Origin of the sequence: Aeromonas sp. QDB31, assembly GCF_027707605.1 — a bacterium.
Taxonomy (GTDB): domain Bacteria; phylum Pseudomonadota; class Gammaproteobacteria; order Enterobacterales; family Aeromonadaceae; genus Aeromonas; species Aeromonas media.
Genome location: NZ_JAPCIX010000008.1, coordinates 82,463 through 97,375, shown reverse-complemented (window position 1 = coordinate 97,375; position 14,913 = coordinate 82,463). Strand labels below are relative to the sequence as shown.

Below are 14,913 nucleotides of genomic sequence, written 5' to 3'. Positions count from 1 at the left end.
ATGAAAAAGGCCCCTCGCGGGGCCTTCCAGTTTACTCAAATCACGGCCTCAGGCCAGCTTGAAGGCCTGGATATGATTGTCCAGCGTCTGGCTGTGGTGCTCCACCAGTTCGGAGGCATCTTTCAGCTCCCGCAGCACCACCACGGAGCCTTCCACCACCTGTTTGACCTGCTCCAGGTTGGCGTTCATCTCCTCGGCCACAGAGCTCTGCTGCTCGGAGGCGGCGGCGATCTGGCGGTTCATGTCGGCCACCCCCTGCACCCGCTGCACTATGGTGGCGAGCTGATCGCCGGCCTGGGTCACCTGCGCCACCCCCTTGTCCGCCTGCTGAACGCTCTCGGCCATCAGGCCGACAGCCTGGCGGGCATTGCCCTGCAACAGCTCGATCATCTTCTGGATCTCGACGGTGGCGGCCTGGGCCCGGTTCGCGAGTTCGCGCACCTCGGAGGCGACCACGGCGAAGCCGCGCCCCGCCTCACCGGCGCGGGCGGCCTCGATGGCTGCGTTCAGGGCCAACAGGTTGGTCTGCTCGGAGATGCTGCGGATGGTGTCCACCACTGAGCCGATGCGATCGACCCCGTGCTCCACCTCGTTGACCACGGCAGAGGAGCGCTGGATGTTGCCGGAGAGGGTGTCTATGGTGCTGACGGTGGCGGCCACACAGCGGCTGCCCTCCTCGGCCAGGGCGCTGGCATCAAAGGTGGCGTGGGAGGCCTGTTCCGCATGGTTGGCCACCTCGCGAATGGCGCCCACCATCTGGCTCATGGCGCTGGCGAGCTGCTCTATCTGGGTGAACTCCTCGTTGATCGCCTCGTTCGCCTCCTCCATGCAAAGCGTCACCTGGGAGGCGATGTCATTGAGCTCCTTGCAGGCGGCGCGCTGGGTGCCGAACACCTCCTTGAGGTTATCCTGGGAATGGGCGACCGCCTTGGCGATGTCCCCGAACTCGTCCCGGGACTTGAGCAGCACGCTGTGGCTGAGATCCTTGCGGGCGAAGCGCTCCAGCAGACCCACCAGATAATGCACCTGCTTGACCATGAGCCGGGAGCCGGTCAGCAGCAGCACCACGAAGACGACCCCCATCAGCGCCGTCTCCATCAGACCGGTCCAGAGCAGACGATCGGCAATGGCATTGGCCTTGGTGGCGTCTATGCCCTCGCCGAGCAGGGTGGCTTCCAGGTTGCTGGCATCGAACCAGAGCTTGGCCAGCAAGAGCAGCGTGCTGAACACCATGAGCAGCACCACCTTGGGCACCAACCGGATGTTGCTCATTCGCCTCTCCAGCGAGTTTAACTGCATAATCTTTCTCCTTCTTAATGGCCGGTTTTCCTTTGTCCTCAGGAATATCGGCATTATCTTCCTTTTTATTAATTCGCACCGTGCCTAAAGTAGGAAATTGTATGCGACATCACTTAACTCACCTGCGCGCCATGGATCTGCTGATGGCGTTTCTGTCGGTGATCTCCGTTTCTCTGGTCTGCGCCCGCTGGTGGGGCCACAGTGAGTGGAGTCCGCAGACCCTGCAACTCTTCTATGACGTCGATAGCCTGATCTGCTATTTCTTCCTCGCCCACTTCGCTTACGGCTGGGTGCGGGCCCCCAATCGGATGGCCTTCTTCAAGGCCAACTGGTTCTATCTGCCGGGCAGCCTGCCCATGGTGGAACAGCTGCGCTGGGCGCGACTGATCCAGCTGTGGCGGGTCTATCAGCTGCTGCGAGACAGGCCGGACCTGCTGGGCATGTTTCGCCGGGAGCGCAACGAGACGACCCTCTCCGGCATCCTCTTCCTCTTCTTCCTGCTGCTGGGGGTGGGCTCCGGCGTCATGTACTGGCTGGAGACGGGCCAGCCAGGCAGCCTGATCCAGACCCCCTATGACGCCTTCTGGTGGACGCTGGTCACGCTCTCGACCGTGGGTTACGGGGATCTGGTACCCAAGACTGAGGAGGGGCGCTTCGTCGCCAGCCTGCTCATCCTGTTTGGTGTGGGTCTGTTTGGCGCCCTCAGCGGTTTCATGGCCAGCCTGTTCGTGCATCCCGGCAAGACCAATGACGACACCACCCTGTGGCGACGCCAGCAGAGCGAGCAGCAGGCGCAACTGTTGCAGGAGCTGAAGGCCCTGCGTGCCGAGGTGAGGGCATTGCAACAGAAGTAGCCTGCGGCGTCTGGAATGGTCGCGTGGCAAACGGGAGAGACGGTGAGACGCCTCTCAGTCAGGGGGGCGCCGCTTTTCTTTGCTTGTCCTTTGACCCGCTGGCGGCTTAACATTCGGCCTGCAACCTAATTCAACGAAGAGAATCGATCGACCATGCGCGCCCTTCTCGGGATCTTGATCTGCTTGTGTGCCCAACAGGTACTGGCCGATACCCGTTATGTCTCAGACAACATCTTTACCTATATCCACAACGGTCCTGGCACCCAGTACCGGATCCTCGGCAGCGTCAAGGCTGGTGAGCCGCTGGAGGTCAAGGCGGTGAACAACGACGCCGGTTTCACCCAGGTGGTGGACGGCCGTGGTCGTGAAGGCTGGATCAAGAACAGCGAGCTGCAGGCGGAGATCAGCCTGCGCGAGCGCCTGCCCCAGGTTCAGAAAGAGCTGGATGAGGCCAAGGCCCGTCTGCTGAACCTCAATGGCGACAACGAGCGACGCTTCGCCGAGAAGGATGGCCAGATCACCGAGCAAAGCAAGGAGATCGCCAGCCTGAAGGCCCAGCTCGCCAGCCAGAGCACCGAGATGAGCAGCCTCAAGGAGCAGAACGACGCCCTGACTCAGAGCTATGACAACCAGGAGCACGACATGCAGATGGACTGGTTCATCCGCGGTGGTGCCATGGTGCTCGGCGGCATACTGCTCGGCATTCTCCTCCCCATGCTGCCGCGTCGTCGCAAGAGCAGCGAGCGCTGGATGAACTGATCGCCCGGGCGATCGCCAAGAGAAAGGTCGCCACGGCGGCCTTTTTTCATGGGCGCGCCGGGCGGGATCTTGACCCGTTCGGGGGTCGCCAGGGGGCCTCTGCGGTCGTAAGATGAGCCCAAGACCCGTGCCCTGCGCACCCTTCTCAACAAGAGCCTTCAACATATGTCATCAACCGAACAGGCCCGCTGGTTCGTGCTGGGAGGCGATCACCTCGTCCTGCTGGATGAACGGGGGCAGATCCCCCAGGGCCCCAAGGCCAGCCTGCCCGCCCATCTGCACGCCGCCCATTTCGAGGCTTTCGACGAGTGGGACGGACTGCCCTGCCTGCTGCTGGATCTGGGACCGGATGCCGAGATCGCCTCTCTGGCGGGGCTGCGCCAGCTGATGGTGGCGGGGGACGAAGAGGGTTTTCGCCTCGCCGGGCGCGCCTGGCAGCTCGCCACCTTCCGCCGTACCCACAACTTCTGCGGCGAGTGCGGCGCCCCCATGACCCCCAAGGCGGGGGAGTGGGCACAGATGTGCCGGCAGGGTCACGTCGTCTACCCGCGCATCTCCCCCTGCATCATAGTGGCGGTGCGCAAGGGGCCGGCGATCCTGCTGGCAGCCCATCGCCGTCACTATCAGGCGGACGATCCCATGTACACAGTGCTGGCCGGCTTCGTGGAGGCGGGTGAGAATCTCGAGCAGTGCGTGGCGCGGGAGGTGTTCGAGGAGAGCGGCATCCGGGTGCGCAACGTGCGCTACGTGGCGAGCCAGCCCTGGCCTTTCCCCCACAGCCTGATGATGGGCTTCACCGCCGACTACGAGAGCGGCGAGATCCGGGTGCAGGATGAGGAGCTGGTGGCCGCCGACTTCTTCGAGGCAGACCGGCTGCCACGGCTGCCCCCCCACGGCACCATAGCGCGGCGGCTGATCGAGCTGTGCCTCGCAGAGGCGTGATGAGGGGCGGCGCCTCCTGAAAAGCGGGGCCCTGGTTTGCGCCCCCTCACATCTTTGCACTCCGGCGACCCTGCGGTGCGTTTGTGCCGCCCTTAGCCTTGCACAAAGTGGTATCATATCCGCCATTTTATGCTGGATATGAACTCAGGAACTGGGATGAAAGAGCTGAAGAACGATCGATACCTGCGTGCCCTGCTGCGCCAGGAAGTGGACATGACCCCGGTATGGATGATGCGCCAGGCTGGCCGCTACCTGCCGGAATACAAGGCGACCCGCGCCGTCGCGGGGGACTTCATGTCCCTGTGCCGCAACGCCGAGCTGGCCTGTGAAGTCACCCTGCAGCCGCTGCGCCGCTACCCGCTCGATGCCGCCATTCTTTTCTCCGACATCCTGACCGTGCCCGATGCCATGGGGCTCGGCCTCTACTTCGAACACGGCGAAGGCCCCCGCTTCGAGCGACCCATCAAATCCATGGCCGATGTGCAGGCGCTGCCCATTCCGGATCCGGAAGACGAACTCGGCTACGTGATGAACGCGGTGCGCACCATTCGCCGCGAGCTCAAGGGCGAAGTGCCGCTCATCGGCTTCTCCGGCAGCCCCTGGACCCTGGCCACCTACATGGTGGAGGGGGGCAGCTCCAAGGCGTTCACCAAGATCAAACAGATGATGTACGCCGAGCCGCAGACCCTGCACCTGCTGCTGGACAAGCTGGCGGACAGCGTGATCGCCTATCTCAACGCCCAGATCAGGGCCGGTGCCCAGTCAGTCATGGTGTTCGATACCTGGGGCGGCGTGCTGACCCCGCGGGACTACCGCGACTTCTCCCTGCAGTACATGCACAAGATCGTCGATGGCCTGATCCGTGAGAATGAGGGGCGCCGCGTGCCGGTCACCCTGTTCACCAAGAATGGCGGCCAGTGGCTGGAACAGATCGCCGCCACCGGCTGCGATGCGCTGGGACTGGACTGGACCACCGACATTGCCGACGCCAAGCGCCGGGTCGGTGACAAGGTGGCGCTGCAGGGCAACATGGATCCCTCCATGCTTTACGCCGCGCCTGCGCGTATCCGCGAAGAGGTCGCCACCATTCTGGCGGGCTTTGGCAGCGGCAACGGCCACGTCTTCAACCTGGGTCACGGCATCCATCAGGATGTGGATCCGGAGCACGCCGGGGTGTTTGTGAACGCGGTGCACGAGCTGTCGGCTCAGTACCACGGCCGCTGAGCGCGGCAGACAGCACAACGATAACGGGGCCTGCGGGCCCCGTTTTGCTGCCCGGCCTCACGGGGGCTGCATCCTGGTCACCGCTCGGGTTACACTGCACCACCACTGAACAGGGTCGCGGACAGGATGGGCGAGTGCGCCTCCTGACGACCGGGTGAGGGCGTCGTCGAACATGGCAGGAGGCAGGATGGGCAAGAGTGCATGGGACTGGGGAATCGATCTTGGCGGAACCAAGTGCGAGTGCGTGGTGCTCGATGGTGACGAGGTGCTGCTGCGCCATCGCATCCCCACCGAGCGCCGTGGCGGTTACGAGCACATGATAGGTCAGATAGCCAGGCTGGTGGACGAGTGCGCCGAGCGGCTCGGCCAGCGTCCCGCCATCCTCGGCATGGGCACCCCGGGGGCGCGGGATCCCCAGACCGGGTTGATGAAGAACTGCAACACCACTGAACTCAACGGCAAGCCGTTCAAGGAAGATCTGGAGCGCAGGCTCGGCATTCCGGTACTGATCGCCAACGATGCCAACTGCTTCGCCCTGGCGGAAACCCATCTGGGGGCGGTGCGCCAGCACCATCCGGATGCCAAGGTGGTGTTCGGCATCATCATGGGCACAGGGGTGGGTTCAGGCATCGTCATCAACGGCCAGATCCTCAACGGTCATCACGGCATCGCCGGTGAGTGGGGCCACAACGTGCTCTCTCCCGATGGCCCCGAGTGCTACTGCGGCAAGCGCGGCTGCGTCGAGACCTTCATCAGCGGCCCGGCGCTGGAGGCCTGGTATGAGGCCAAGGCCAAGCGCCATCTGTCACTGGCCCAGATAGCGGCGGCCAGTGCCCACGATCACATCGCCAGACTCACCATGGACCGGCTGCACCTGCTGTTCGGCCAGGCCCTGGCCAACGTGGTCAACATCCTGGATCCGGACGTTATCGTCATCGGTGGCGGTGTGGGCAACGTGCAGAGCCTCTACAGCGTCGGTCGGCAGACGGTACTGCCATTCCTCTTCAACCCCCGCTTCGCCACCCCCATCATAGCGCCGGCCCTGGGAGACAGTGCCGGGGTGTTCGGGGCCGCGCTGCTGGCCAGAGGCGTCTTCAAGGAGGCCCTGCTGTCGTGAGCCAGTCAGGGACCCGTCACTTTGTCGCAGGTAAGGACACAGATTTTTCATGATCAAGATTGCCATCAACGGATACGGGCGCATCGGCCGCAACGTGTTGCGCGCCCTCTACGAGAGCGGCCGCGATAACCAGCTTAAGATAGTCGCCATCAACGAACTGGCGGCCCCGGAGGCCATGGTGCATCTGACCCGCTTCGACACCAGCCACGGCCGGTTCCGCTACCCGGTGCAGCTGGCTGGCAGCAGCATGCTGGTGGGGGAGGATCTCATCTCCCTGTTCGCCGAGCGGGATCCGTCGCGGCTACCATGGCGGGCGCTGGGGGTGGATGTGGTGCTGGACTGCACCGGGGTGTTCGGCTCCCGGGCCGATGCCGAACTGCATCTGGGGGCGGGAGCGGGCAAGGTGTTGTTCTCCCATCCAGCGGATGCAGATGTGGATGCCACCATCGTCTACGGGGTGAACCATCAGGTGCTGACGGGGCGGGAGCGGATCGTCTCCAATGCCTCCTGTACCACCAACTGCGTGGTGCCCGTCATCGAAACATTGCATCGAGAATTCGAGATAAATTGTGGTACTATTACGACAATTCATTCGGCCATGCACGATCAGCAAGTCATCGATGCCTATCACAGCGACTTGCGTCGAACCCGGGCCGCCAGCCAGTCCATCATCCCGGTGGATACCAAGCTGGCAAAGGGGTTGGAGCGAATCCTTCCTCACTTCGCCGGCAAGTTCGAGGCGATCGCGGTACGGGTGCCGACCATCAACGTCACCGCCATGGATCTCAGCATTACTGTTCGTAAAAAAGTGACAGTTAGTGACGTAAATCAAGCCCTGCAACGGGCATCCAGAGGTACATTACAGGGTATCCTGGACTACACGGAAGAGCCGCTGGTCTCCGTAGACTTTAATCATGATGCACACTCCTGCATCATTGATGGTACCCAGACCCGGGTGAGCGATGCCAACCTCGTCAAGATGTTGATGTGGTGTGATAACGAATGGGGCTTCGCCAACCGCATGCTGGATACCACCCGGGCCATGATGGCCGCAGGCTGAGAGTCTGCACCGGGCGCAAGGTTACTGTTTTTTTAACATTACCTGAAAATATATAGAGGACTGAATATGTCTGTTATCAAGATGACCGACCTGGATCTGGCGGGTAAACGCGTTCTGATCCGTGCTGACCTGAACGTGCCGGTAAAAGACGGCAAGGTCACTTCCGATGCACGTATCGTGGCGACGCTGCCGACCATCAAGCTGGCTCTGGAAAAGGGCGCCAAGCTGATGATCACCTCCCACCTGGGTCGTCCGACCGAGGGTGAATACAACGAAGAATTCTCCCTGGCCCCGGTAGTCAACTATCTGAAAGACGCTCTGTCCTGCCCGGTCCGCCTGGCCAAGGATTACCTGGATGGCGTAGACGTCGCCGCCGGTGAGCTGGTTGTGCTGGAAAACTGCCGTTTCAACAAAGGCGAGAAGAAGAACACCGAAGAGCTGGCCAAAAAATACGCCGCCCTGTGTGACGTCTTTGTAATGGATGCGTTCGGTACTGCTCACCGTGCCGAAGGTTCCACCTACGGTGTGGCCCAGTTCGCGCCGGTTGCCTGTGCCGGTCCGCTGCTGGCCGGTGAACTGGACGCCCTGGGCAAGGCCATGCTGAAGCCCGAGCGCCCCATGGTTGCCATCGTTGGCGGCTCCAAGGTCTCCACCAAGCTGACCGTGCTGGAATCCCTCTCCAAGATCGCTGACCAGCTGGTGGTTGGTGGTGGCATCGCCAACACCTTCATCGCCGCTGCCGGTCACAACGTCGGCAAGTCCCTGTGCGAGCACGACCTGATCGACACCGCCAAGAAACTGGCTGCCGAGACCAACATTCCGGTGACCACCGACGTCGTCGTGGGTACCGAATTCTCCGAGTCCACCCCGGCCACCATCAAGTCCGTTAGCGATGTGACCGACGGCGACATGATCTTCGACATCGGCCCTGACTCTGCCAAGGCCCTGGCCGACATCATCATGAACGCCAAGACCATCCTGTGGAACGGCCCGGTCGGTGTGTTCGAGTTCGACCAGTTCGCCGAAGGCACCAAGGTGATCGCCGAAGCCATCGCCGCTTCCCCGGCCTTCTCCATCGCTGGCGGTGGTGACACCCTGGCCGCCATCGACAAGTTCGGCATCGCCGACAAGGTCTCCTACATCTCCACCGGCGGCGGCGCCTTCCTGGAGTTCGTAGAAGGCAAGGTACTGCCGGCTGTCGCGATTCTCGAAGAGCGCGCCAAAGCCTAATTGACCCGGGACGGGGGGCAAAAGCCTCCCGTTTCGTTTATCATGTTGCCGCTGTGCCGGTTCATGATGAACCCCCCATTTTTTATTAACGGCATACGAGAACAGGACGATTAAACATGTCTAAGAAAATTTTCGACTTCGTAAAACCCGGCGTGATCACTGGTGATGACGTTCAGAAAGTGTTCGCCATCGCTAAAGAGAACGGCTTCGCTCTGCCTGCAGTGAACTGCGTGGGTACCGACTCCGTCAACGCCGTGCTGGAAGCTGCCGCCAAGGTCAAAGCCCCGGTCATCGTTCAGTTCTCCAACGGTGGTGCCGTGTTCACCGCCGGCAAGGGTCTGAAGCTGGAAGGCCAGCAGGCTGCCATCATCGGTGCCATCTCCGGTGCCAAGCACGTGCACGCCGTCGCCGAAGCTTACGGTGTTCCAGTGATCCTGCACACCGACCACGCAGCCAAGAAGCTGCTGCCGTGGATCGATGGTCTGCTGGAAGCGGGCGAGAAGCACTTTGCCGAAACCGGCAAGCCGCTGTTCTCCTCCCACATGCTGGATCTGTCCGAAGAGTCTCTGGAAGAGAACATCGACATCTGCTGCGAGTACCTGACTCGCATGGCCAAGATGAACATGACTCTGGAGCTGGAACTGGGTTGCACCGGTGGCGAAGAAGACGGTGTGGACAACAGCCACATGGATCAATCCGCCCTGTACACCCAGCCGGAAGACGTGGCTTACGCCTACGAGCGTCTGTCCAAGATCAGCCCGCGTTTCACCATCGCTGCCTCCTTCGGCAACGTGCACGGTGTTTACAAGCCGGGTAACGTCAAGCTGACCCCGTCCATCCTGGACGCTTCCCAGAAATACGTTTCCGAGAAGTTCGGTCTGCCGGCCAAGTCCCTGGACTTCGTGTTCCACGGTGGCTCAGGTTCCACCCTGGAAGAGATCCGCGAATCCATCTCCTACGGCGTCGTGAAGATGAACATCGACACCGACACCCAGTGGGCTACCTGGGAAGGTCTGTTGAACTTCTACAAGACCAACGAAGCCTACCTGCAAGGCCAGCTGGGCAACCCGGAAGGCGCTGACAAGCCGAACAAGAAGTTCTACGATCCGCGCGTATGGCTGCGTGCCGGTCAGACTTCCATGATCGCCCGTCTGGAGAAAGCCTTCTCCGACCTGAACGCCATCAACGTACTGTAATTCGTTACCGTATCTTGATTGCTGAAGAGGCGCCCTGCGGGGCGCCTCTTTCATTTTGGGCCCCTCGGCTGGCCCCTAAAAAGGTGTCCTTCGGGACACCTTTTACATTTCTGTGATCCATGGAGGCTGGAATGGTGACCCTGGGCTGGGTATTATCGATGACACTGCGTTTAATTTAGTAAACAAATGCAACCAAGGCAGGATGCTGAGCATGCAGGCAGGAAGACACAACGGACACCAGGAGCACGTGGCCTCCTATTACGCGGCCACCCGCAACGACCATAGGCAGTGGCCCGAGCTCAGCGGTGAGCTGGATGCCGACGTCTGCATCATAGGCGGCGGTTTCACCGGCCTCAACACCGCCATCAACCTGGCCGAGGCCGGTTACAAGGTGGTGCTGCTGGAGGCCAACCGCATCGGCTGGGGCGCCTCTGGGCGCAACGGCGGCCAGCTCATTCGCGGCATAGGCCACGACACCAGCCAGTTTGCCCGCTGGATAGGCGAGCAAGGGGTACGGGAGCTGGACCTGATGGGGCTGGAGGCGGTGCAGCTGGTGCGCGAGCGGGTCGCACGGTTCAATATCGACTGCGATCTGACCTGGGGCTACTGCGACCTCGCCACCAAGTCACGCCACCTCAAGGGATTTGAGGAGGATGCCGAGCACTTGGCCAGCCTGGGCTACCAGCATGAGGTCAGGCTGGTCCCCAAGGGGGAGATAAGGTCAGTGGTGGGGTCGAATCGCTATATCGGCGGCATGATCGACATGGGCTCCGGCCACCTGCACCCCCTCAACCTGGCGCTCGGCGAGGCCCGTGCGGCAGCCAGCCTGGGCGTCGCCCTGTTCGAGCACTCCAGGGTGACCCACATCGAGTATGGCGAACGGGTCGAGGTGACCACGGCCCACGGCCGCTGCCGCGCCAACTACCTGGTGATCGGCTGCAACGCCTACCTCAATGAGCTCAATCCCGAACTGGGGGGCAAGGTGCTGCCGGCGGGCTCCTACATACTCGCCACCCAGGTGCTGGAGAAACGGCTGCGCCAGCGGCTGCTGCCGCAAAACATGGCGGTGTGCGATCAGAACGTGGCGCTCGACTACTACCGGTTGTCGGCCGATGGTCGCCTGCTGTTTGGCGGGGCCTGCAACTACTCGGGGCGTGATCCCAGGGACATCAAGGCGTTTATGCTGCCCAAGCTGCTGCGGGTCTTCCCTGAGCTGGCGGGCACCGCCATCGAGTTTCAGTGGGGGGGCATGATAGGCATAGGCGCCAACCGGCTGCCTCAGATCGGGCGCCTCAAGGAGCACCCCAATGTGTTCTATGCCCAGGCTTACTCGGGGCACGGCCTCAATGCCACTCACATGGCCGCCAAGCTGGTGGCCGAGGCGATCAGGGGGGAGAGCCGGGGCTTCGATCTCTTCAGTAGCGTGCCCCACATGACCTTCCCCGGCGGACCTGCCCTGCGCTCCCCCTTGCTGGCGCTCGGGATGCTGTGGCACCGGATGAAGGATCTGCTGTAAGTCTAAGGGGGAGGGCTGGCGGCAGGGAGGAGGGCGCTTATCCCTGCTGCGCCGGTTCTGCCAATTGCCAGCCCTGCTCTGTCTTCATCATCCAGACCTGGCTCTCCTGCGCCAGGGCCTGGCCTGCCTCGAATTCGCCGTATTTGCGCTCCAGTTCCATCAGCGCCATCTCCTGCTGGAAGGGGCCGACCCTGTCATAGACCAGATCCTCGTCGTGCAGTACCTGCAGCTGATCCAGCCCCTGCTTGAAGTGGAGCCGGTAGCTCACCCTGACGAGATAGACCCCCTCCATCCGCTCCTCCTTGTCGAGCACGGCGAAGTCGCTGATCTCGAACAGGGCGGGATCCGTGTCGGCCTGCAGCCTGGCGGTGACCTGGCTCTGGATCGCCTCTTCACCTGGACCTGAGTTGCAGCCATAGAGCCAGCAGGCCAGCAGGGGGATGAACCACTTTTTCATCAAAACTCCGGATGATGCGAGACGGGAAAGGGAAAATTTTGCCATGGCGCCAGTCATATACAAGGGATGGTCAGAAAAATCAACGCGCGGTGGCCGAGTTGCTGGATTCGGGGCGGTATGGATGACTGACGGTGCGCGTCATGACCAGAGTATCGCCAGTGAACCCGGCTATCTGCTTGCGATCCACTTGCTTAAAGCCGTGTTTCGACCAGAAATGCAGGGCAGGGGCGTTGGTCTCGATGACCCCGAGTCGCAGGGTGGTGCAACCCCAGCCAGCCGCCATCCCCATGAGTCGTGCGACCAGTTCGCTACCAACCCCCCGTCGCTGCCAGCACTCCTTCAAAAGCAGCAGGCCAAGATAGGCCGTCTGCTTATCTGGATAACCGCGAACCAGATCGACGCAGCCAAGCAGCACCTCTTCCTCCTGGATGGCCAGCACAAACTTGTCATGCTCTCCTATGCCCGGTGGGCAGGCTCGCAGTATCTCCAAGGCATCCGCAGGGTTGGGTGCCTTGCCTTCCGTCAGCCAACTGTAGGCAGGCGTCGCCAGCACGACCTCCTCCAGCCACTGTATGTGGCTCGAGTGAGCCGATGACAGGCGCCGCAACTCCATCTAGCGCAGCTTGTCCAGCTGGCCGAGGAACTCGGCGGGCCCCATAAAGCCGGTCACCCGCTGCCCGCTTACCTCGTTGCCATCGCGATCGAAGAAGATCAGGGTCGGCAGCCCCAGCACGTTCAGGCCGTTGAGCAGATCCACATCGGCATCGTCGTTGGCGGTGACGTCAGCCTGCAGCAGCACCATGTCGGCGAAGCGTGCTCGCACCTCGGAATCGCTGAAGGTCTTGTGCTCGAACTCCTTGCAGGCGACACACCAGTCGGCGTAGAGATCCAGTAGCACCGGCTTACCGCGGGCGGCCTCGAGTCGGGTCTTGAGGTCATCCAGGGTCTTGATGCGGATGAATTGAGGAGCCTGGATCCCGGTGCTGGCCTTGACGCCAGGCTCGGGCAGCAGCAGATCCTTGCCGACCACCACCAGAGTCATCATCGCCAGCAGCAGCACGAAGCCGCCGAGACTCTTGCCGAGCGAGTGGGTGCGATGCTGGTTGTGGTGATAGAGATAGGCACACAGCACCAGTGCCCAGCCGAGCCAGAGCAGGGTGGCAATCTGGTCGCTCAAGAGCCGTGACAGCAGCAGTATGGGCACCGCCAGCAGTGCAAAACCAAAGAGTTGCTTGATCACATCCATCCAGGCGCCCGCCTTGGGCAGTAACTTGCCCCCCGAGGTGCCGAGCAGCAGCAGCGGCAGACCCATCCCCAGCGACAGGGCATAGAGCGCCGCGCCGCCAAGCCAGAGATCGCCGCTCTGGGCTACGTAAATAAGCGCCCCCGAGAGCGGCGCCGTGGTGCAGGGGGAGCAGACCAGGCCGGAGATCATCCCCATGATGGCAACCCCTACCACGGATCCACCCTGTTGGCGGTTGGAGAGGCCTGACAGCCGGGTCTGCAGGCTGCTCGGCAGTTGCAGGGTATAGAGCCCGAACATGGAGAGCGCCAGCAGCACGAACATGACGGAGAGGCCGATCAGCACATAGGGGTGCTGCAGCGCGGCCTGGAACTTCAAGCCGGCCGAGGCGACGACCAGCCCGAGCAGGGTGTAGGTGACCGCCATCCCCTGCACATAGACGAAGGAGAGCAGGAAGGCGCGGCGGGTGGAGAGGTGCTGACCGGCACCGGCGATGATGCCGGTCAAAATGGGGTACATGGGGAAGACGCAGGGGGTGAATGCCAGCCCCAGCCCGAGCGCAAAGAAGGCGGCGATGCTGAGCCAGAAGCCCTGGCTGCCGAGGGCGGCCGCCAGTCTGTCCTGCTGGCTGCTGGCTGGCGCCTCGATGGCGTCAGCGGGGCCGGCCTGCCCGGCGGCGTCACTGGTGGCAGTGAGAGGCTGCACCGGGATCCGCTTGTCGGTGGGCGGATAGCAGAGACCCTCGGTGCAACCCTGATAGCTTATCTTGAGGCTGGCGGCGTCCCCCACCTGGGTCAGGGTGACGGGGATCTGCAGCTCCTGATAAAAGACCCGGGTCTTGCCGAAGAAGTCATCCTCATGTTCGGTGCCGGCAGGCAGCACGGGCGCCTCGAAGGCGAGGTTGTCCCCCTTGACGCCGATGCTGTGGCGATAGAGGTAGTAGCCGTCGGCGAGGCGCAGGGTCAGCAGCAGCTTGTTTCCCTGCTGCTCGCTCTCGAGGGCGAAGGCCTCGTCGACTTTCAGAAATTTGGGCTGGGTATTGGTCTCGATGCCGAGACTGTTGAGCAGATCCTGGCTGCTGGCCTGGACGGGGGCCGCGAGCAGGCTCAGCAGGAGCAGCAGGGGGCAAAGCAGGCGAAACAGTGTCATGAGGTCTCCTGTGTCAACCAGTCGAGATAGGGTTGATGACCCTGGCTTGCGGGGAGCGCCAGGATCTCCGGCACCTGGTAAGGGTGGTGAGCCAGAATGCACTGACGCAAGGGCTCGAACAGCGAGGCCCTGGATTTGATGATGAGCTGGATTTCACGTGCGCGCTCAATTTTCCCCTGCCAGCGATAGACGGAGTTTACTCCCGGTAACTGGTTGATGCAGGCGGCGAGGCGCTGGGTGAGGAGGTGCTCGCAGAGGAGGTCTGCACTGGCTTCATCAGGGCAGGTGCAGAGCACCAGAATGGCGTCGGTCATGGGGTTGGCAGTCTCATCAACGGGGGCGCTCTGGCCCTCTGGAACAGCGGTTACTATACCGGGCAAAGGGGCAAATAGCACCCGGTCCGCGCCCGGCTGGCGGGACGCTCAATTAGTGATGCGCCCGAGATAGACGCTGTGAAAAGGACAGGGCAGAATGAGCGGGCTTGTTCCCACTCTACGTAAGGAAATGTATGACCCAACAGAATGAGCAGCAGAGAAACCGCATGTTGAGCCTGTTGCGTGAAGGCGAGCGTCGCATGTTGGTGCAACTGGCCGGTCTGCTGCGTACCAGTGTCGATGAAATCAATGCTGAACTGGAGAAAGAGGAGCTGCTGTCCGCCCTGGAGCAACCCATCACGGTGGAGTATCTCAACGGCGTGGTGCAGCACCATCTGTTCGAGCGTCTGCACAAGGGGGACATGGTCGCGGCACAGCGCATGCTGAACCAATATCAGAGCGACCTTGAGGCCATGCTGAACCAGGAATCGGCCCAGATCGAGACGCCCGCCGACGAGGTAAAGGCGCAAGCCTGAATGCCTGTCTTCTGAGG

At 62.1% G+C, this 14,913-nt stretch carries 15 protein-coding genes; 10 read left to right on the top strand and 5 right to left on the bottom strand.

From position 1 onward, the window contains the following. Nucleotides 1–48: 48 nt before the first annotated feature. The gene (locus PG898_RS10670) at nt 49–1,299 is read right to left on the bottom strand and encodes a methyl-accepting chemotaxis protein (RefSeq protein ID WP_041205015.1); all 1,251 of its coding nucleotides are present in this window, start codon (nt 1,297–1,299) and stop codon (nt 49–51) included. Nucleotides 1,300–1,331: 32 nt separating this feature from the next. On the opposite strand from PG898_RS10670, the gene PG898_RS10665 reads away from it, so the two are divergent. The 9 genes from PG898_RS10665 to PG898_RS10625 all read left to right on the top strand — a co-directional run bounded on the left by PG898_RS10665 (nt 1,332) and on the right by PG898_RS10625 (nt 11,197). Beyond that, the gene (locus PG898_RS10665) at nt 1,332–2,153 is read left to right on the top strand and encodes a potassium channel family protein (RefSeq protein WP_042648717.1); all 822 of its coding nucleotides are present in this window, start codon (nt 1,332–1,334) and stop codon (nt 2,151–2,153) included. Between the two features lie 153 nt (nt 2,154–2,306). Then, nucleotides 2,307–2,912, top strand: a complete 606-nt coding sequence (locus PG898_RS10660) for a TIGR04211 family SH3 domain-containing protein (RefSeq protein ID WP_025328281.1) — start codon at nt 2,307–2,309, stop codon at nt 2,910–2,912. A 165-nt stretch (nt 2,913–3,077) separates the two neighbouring features. Further along, entirely contained in the window at nt 3,078–3,854 is a 777-nt protein-coding gene (nudC, locus tag PG898_RS10655) for an NAD(+) diphosphatase (RefSeq protein WP_270824105.1), read from the top strand. Between the two features lie 156 nt (nt 3,855–4,010). Beyond that, on the top strand, nt 4,011–5,078 hold the full coding sequence (hemE, locus tag PG898_RS10650; RefSeq protein ID WP_270824103.1) for a uroporphyrinogen decarboxylase: 1,068 nt from the start codon (nt 4,011–4,013) through the stop codon (nt 5,076–5,078). 187 nt (nt 5,079–5,265) lie between these two features. After that, entirely contained in the window at nt 5,266–6,195 is a 930-nt protein-coding gene (locus PG898_RS10645; protein ID WP_270824102.1) for an ROK family protein, read from the top strand. A gap of 49 nt (nt 6,196–6,244) precedes the next feature. Further along, the gene (epd, locus tag PG898_RS10640) at nt 6,245–7,255 is read left to right on the top strand and encodes an erythrose-4-phosphate dehydrogenase (protein ID WP_005332817.1); all 1,011 of its coding nucleotides are present in this window, start codon (nt 6,245–6,247) and stop codon (nt 7,253–7,255) included. 66 nt (nt 7,256–7,321) lie between these two features. Continuing rightward, nucleotides 7,322–8,485: a phosphoglycerate kinase gene (locus PG898_RS10635; RefSeq protein WP_005332815.1), complete on the top strand. Its 1,164-nt coding sequence runs from the start codon at nt 7,322–7,324 to the stop codon at nt 8,483–8,485. A 116-nt stretch (nt 8,486–8,601) separates the two neighbouring features. Continuing rightward, entirely contained in the window at nt 8,602–9,681 is a 1,080-nt protein-coding gene (fbaA, locus tag PG898_RS10630) for a class II fructose-bisphosphate aldolase (RefSeq protein WP_005332814.1), read from the top strand. Nucleotides 9,682–9,892: 211 nt separating this feature from the next. Beyond that, entirely contained in the window at nt 9,893–11,197 is a 1,305-nt protein-coding gene (locus PG898_RS10625) for an NAD(P)/FAD-dependent oxidoreductase (RefSeq protein ID WP_270824101.1), read from the top strand. 37 nt (nt 11,198–11,234) lie between these two features. On the opposite strand, the gene PG898_RS10620 is transcribed toward PG898_RS10625, so the two are convergent. The 4 genes from PG898_RS10620 to cutA form a co-directional block, all read right to left on the bottom strand. Then, nucleotides 11,235–11,654, bottom strand: a complete 420-nt coding sequence (locus PG898_RS10620; RefSeq protein ID WP_270824100.1) for a hypothetical protein — start codon at nt 11,652–11,654, stop codon at nt 11,235–11,237. Nucleotides 11,655–11,733: 79 nt separating this feature from the next. After that, nucleotides 11,734–12,267, bottom strand: a complete 534-nt coding sequence (locus PG898_RS10615; RefSeq protein ID WP_171273226.1) for a GNAT family N-acetyltransferase — start codon at nt 12,265–12,267, stop codon at nt 11,734–11,736. Continuing rightward, nucleotides 12,268–14,046 (bottom strand): protein-disulfide reductase DsbD, encoded by a 1,779-nt coding sequence (locus PG898_RS10610; RefSeq protein ID WP_270824099.1) that lies wholly within the window; start codon nt 14,044–14,046, stop codon nt 12,268–12,270. Continuing rightward, nucleotides 14,043–14,360 carry a divalent-cation tolerance protein CutA gene (cutA, locus tag PG898_RS10605; protein ID WP_005332803.1) on the bottom strand — a complete coding sequence of 106 codons (318 nt, stop codon included), beginning with the start codon at nt 14,358–14,360 and terminating at the stop codon, nt 14,043–14,045. Before cutA ends, PG898_RS10610 begins: the two co-directional genes overlap by 4 nt. A 194-nt stretch (nt 14,361–14,554) precedes the next feature. Between cutA and PG898_RS10600 the strand changes: the two genes are divergently transcribed. Continuing rightward, nucleotides 14,555–14,896 (top strand): hypothetical protein, encoded by a 342-nt coding sequence (locus PG898_RS10600; RefSeq protein ID WP_041205027.1) that lies wholly within the window; start codon nt 14,555–14,557, stop codon nt 14,894–14,896. Nucleotides 14,897–14,913 lie beyond the last annotated feature (17 nt).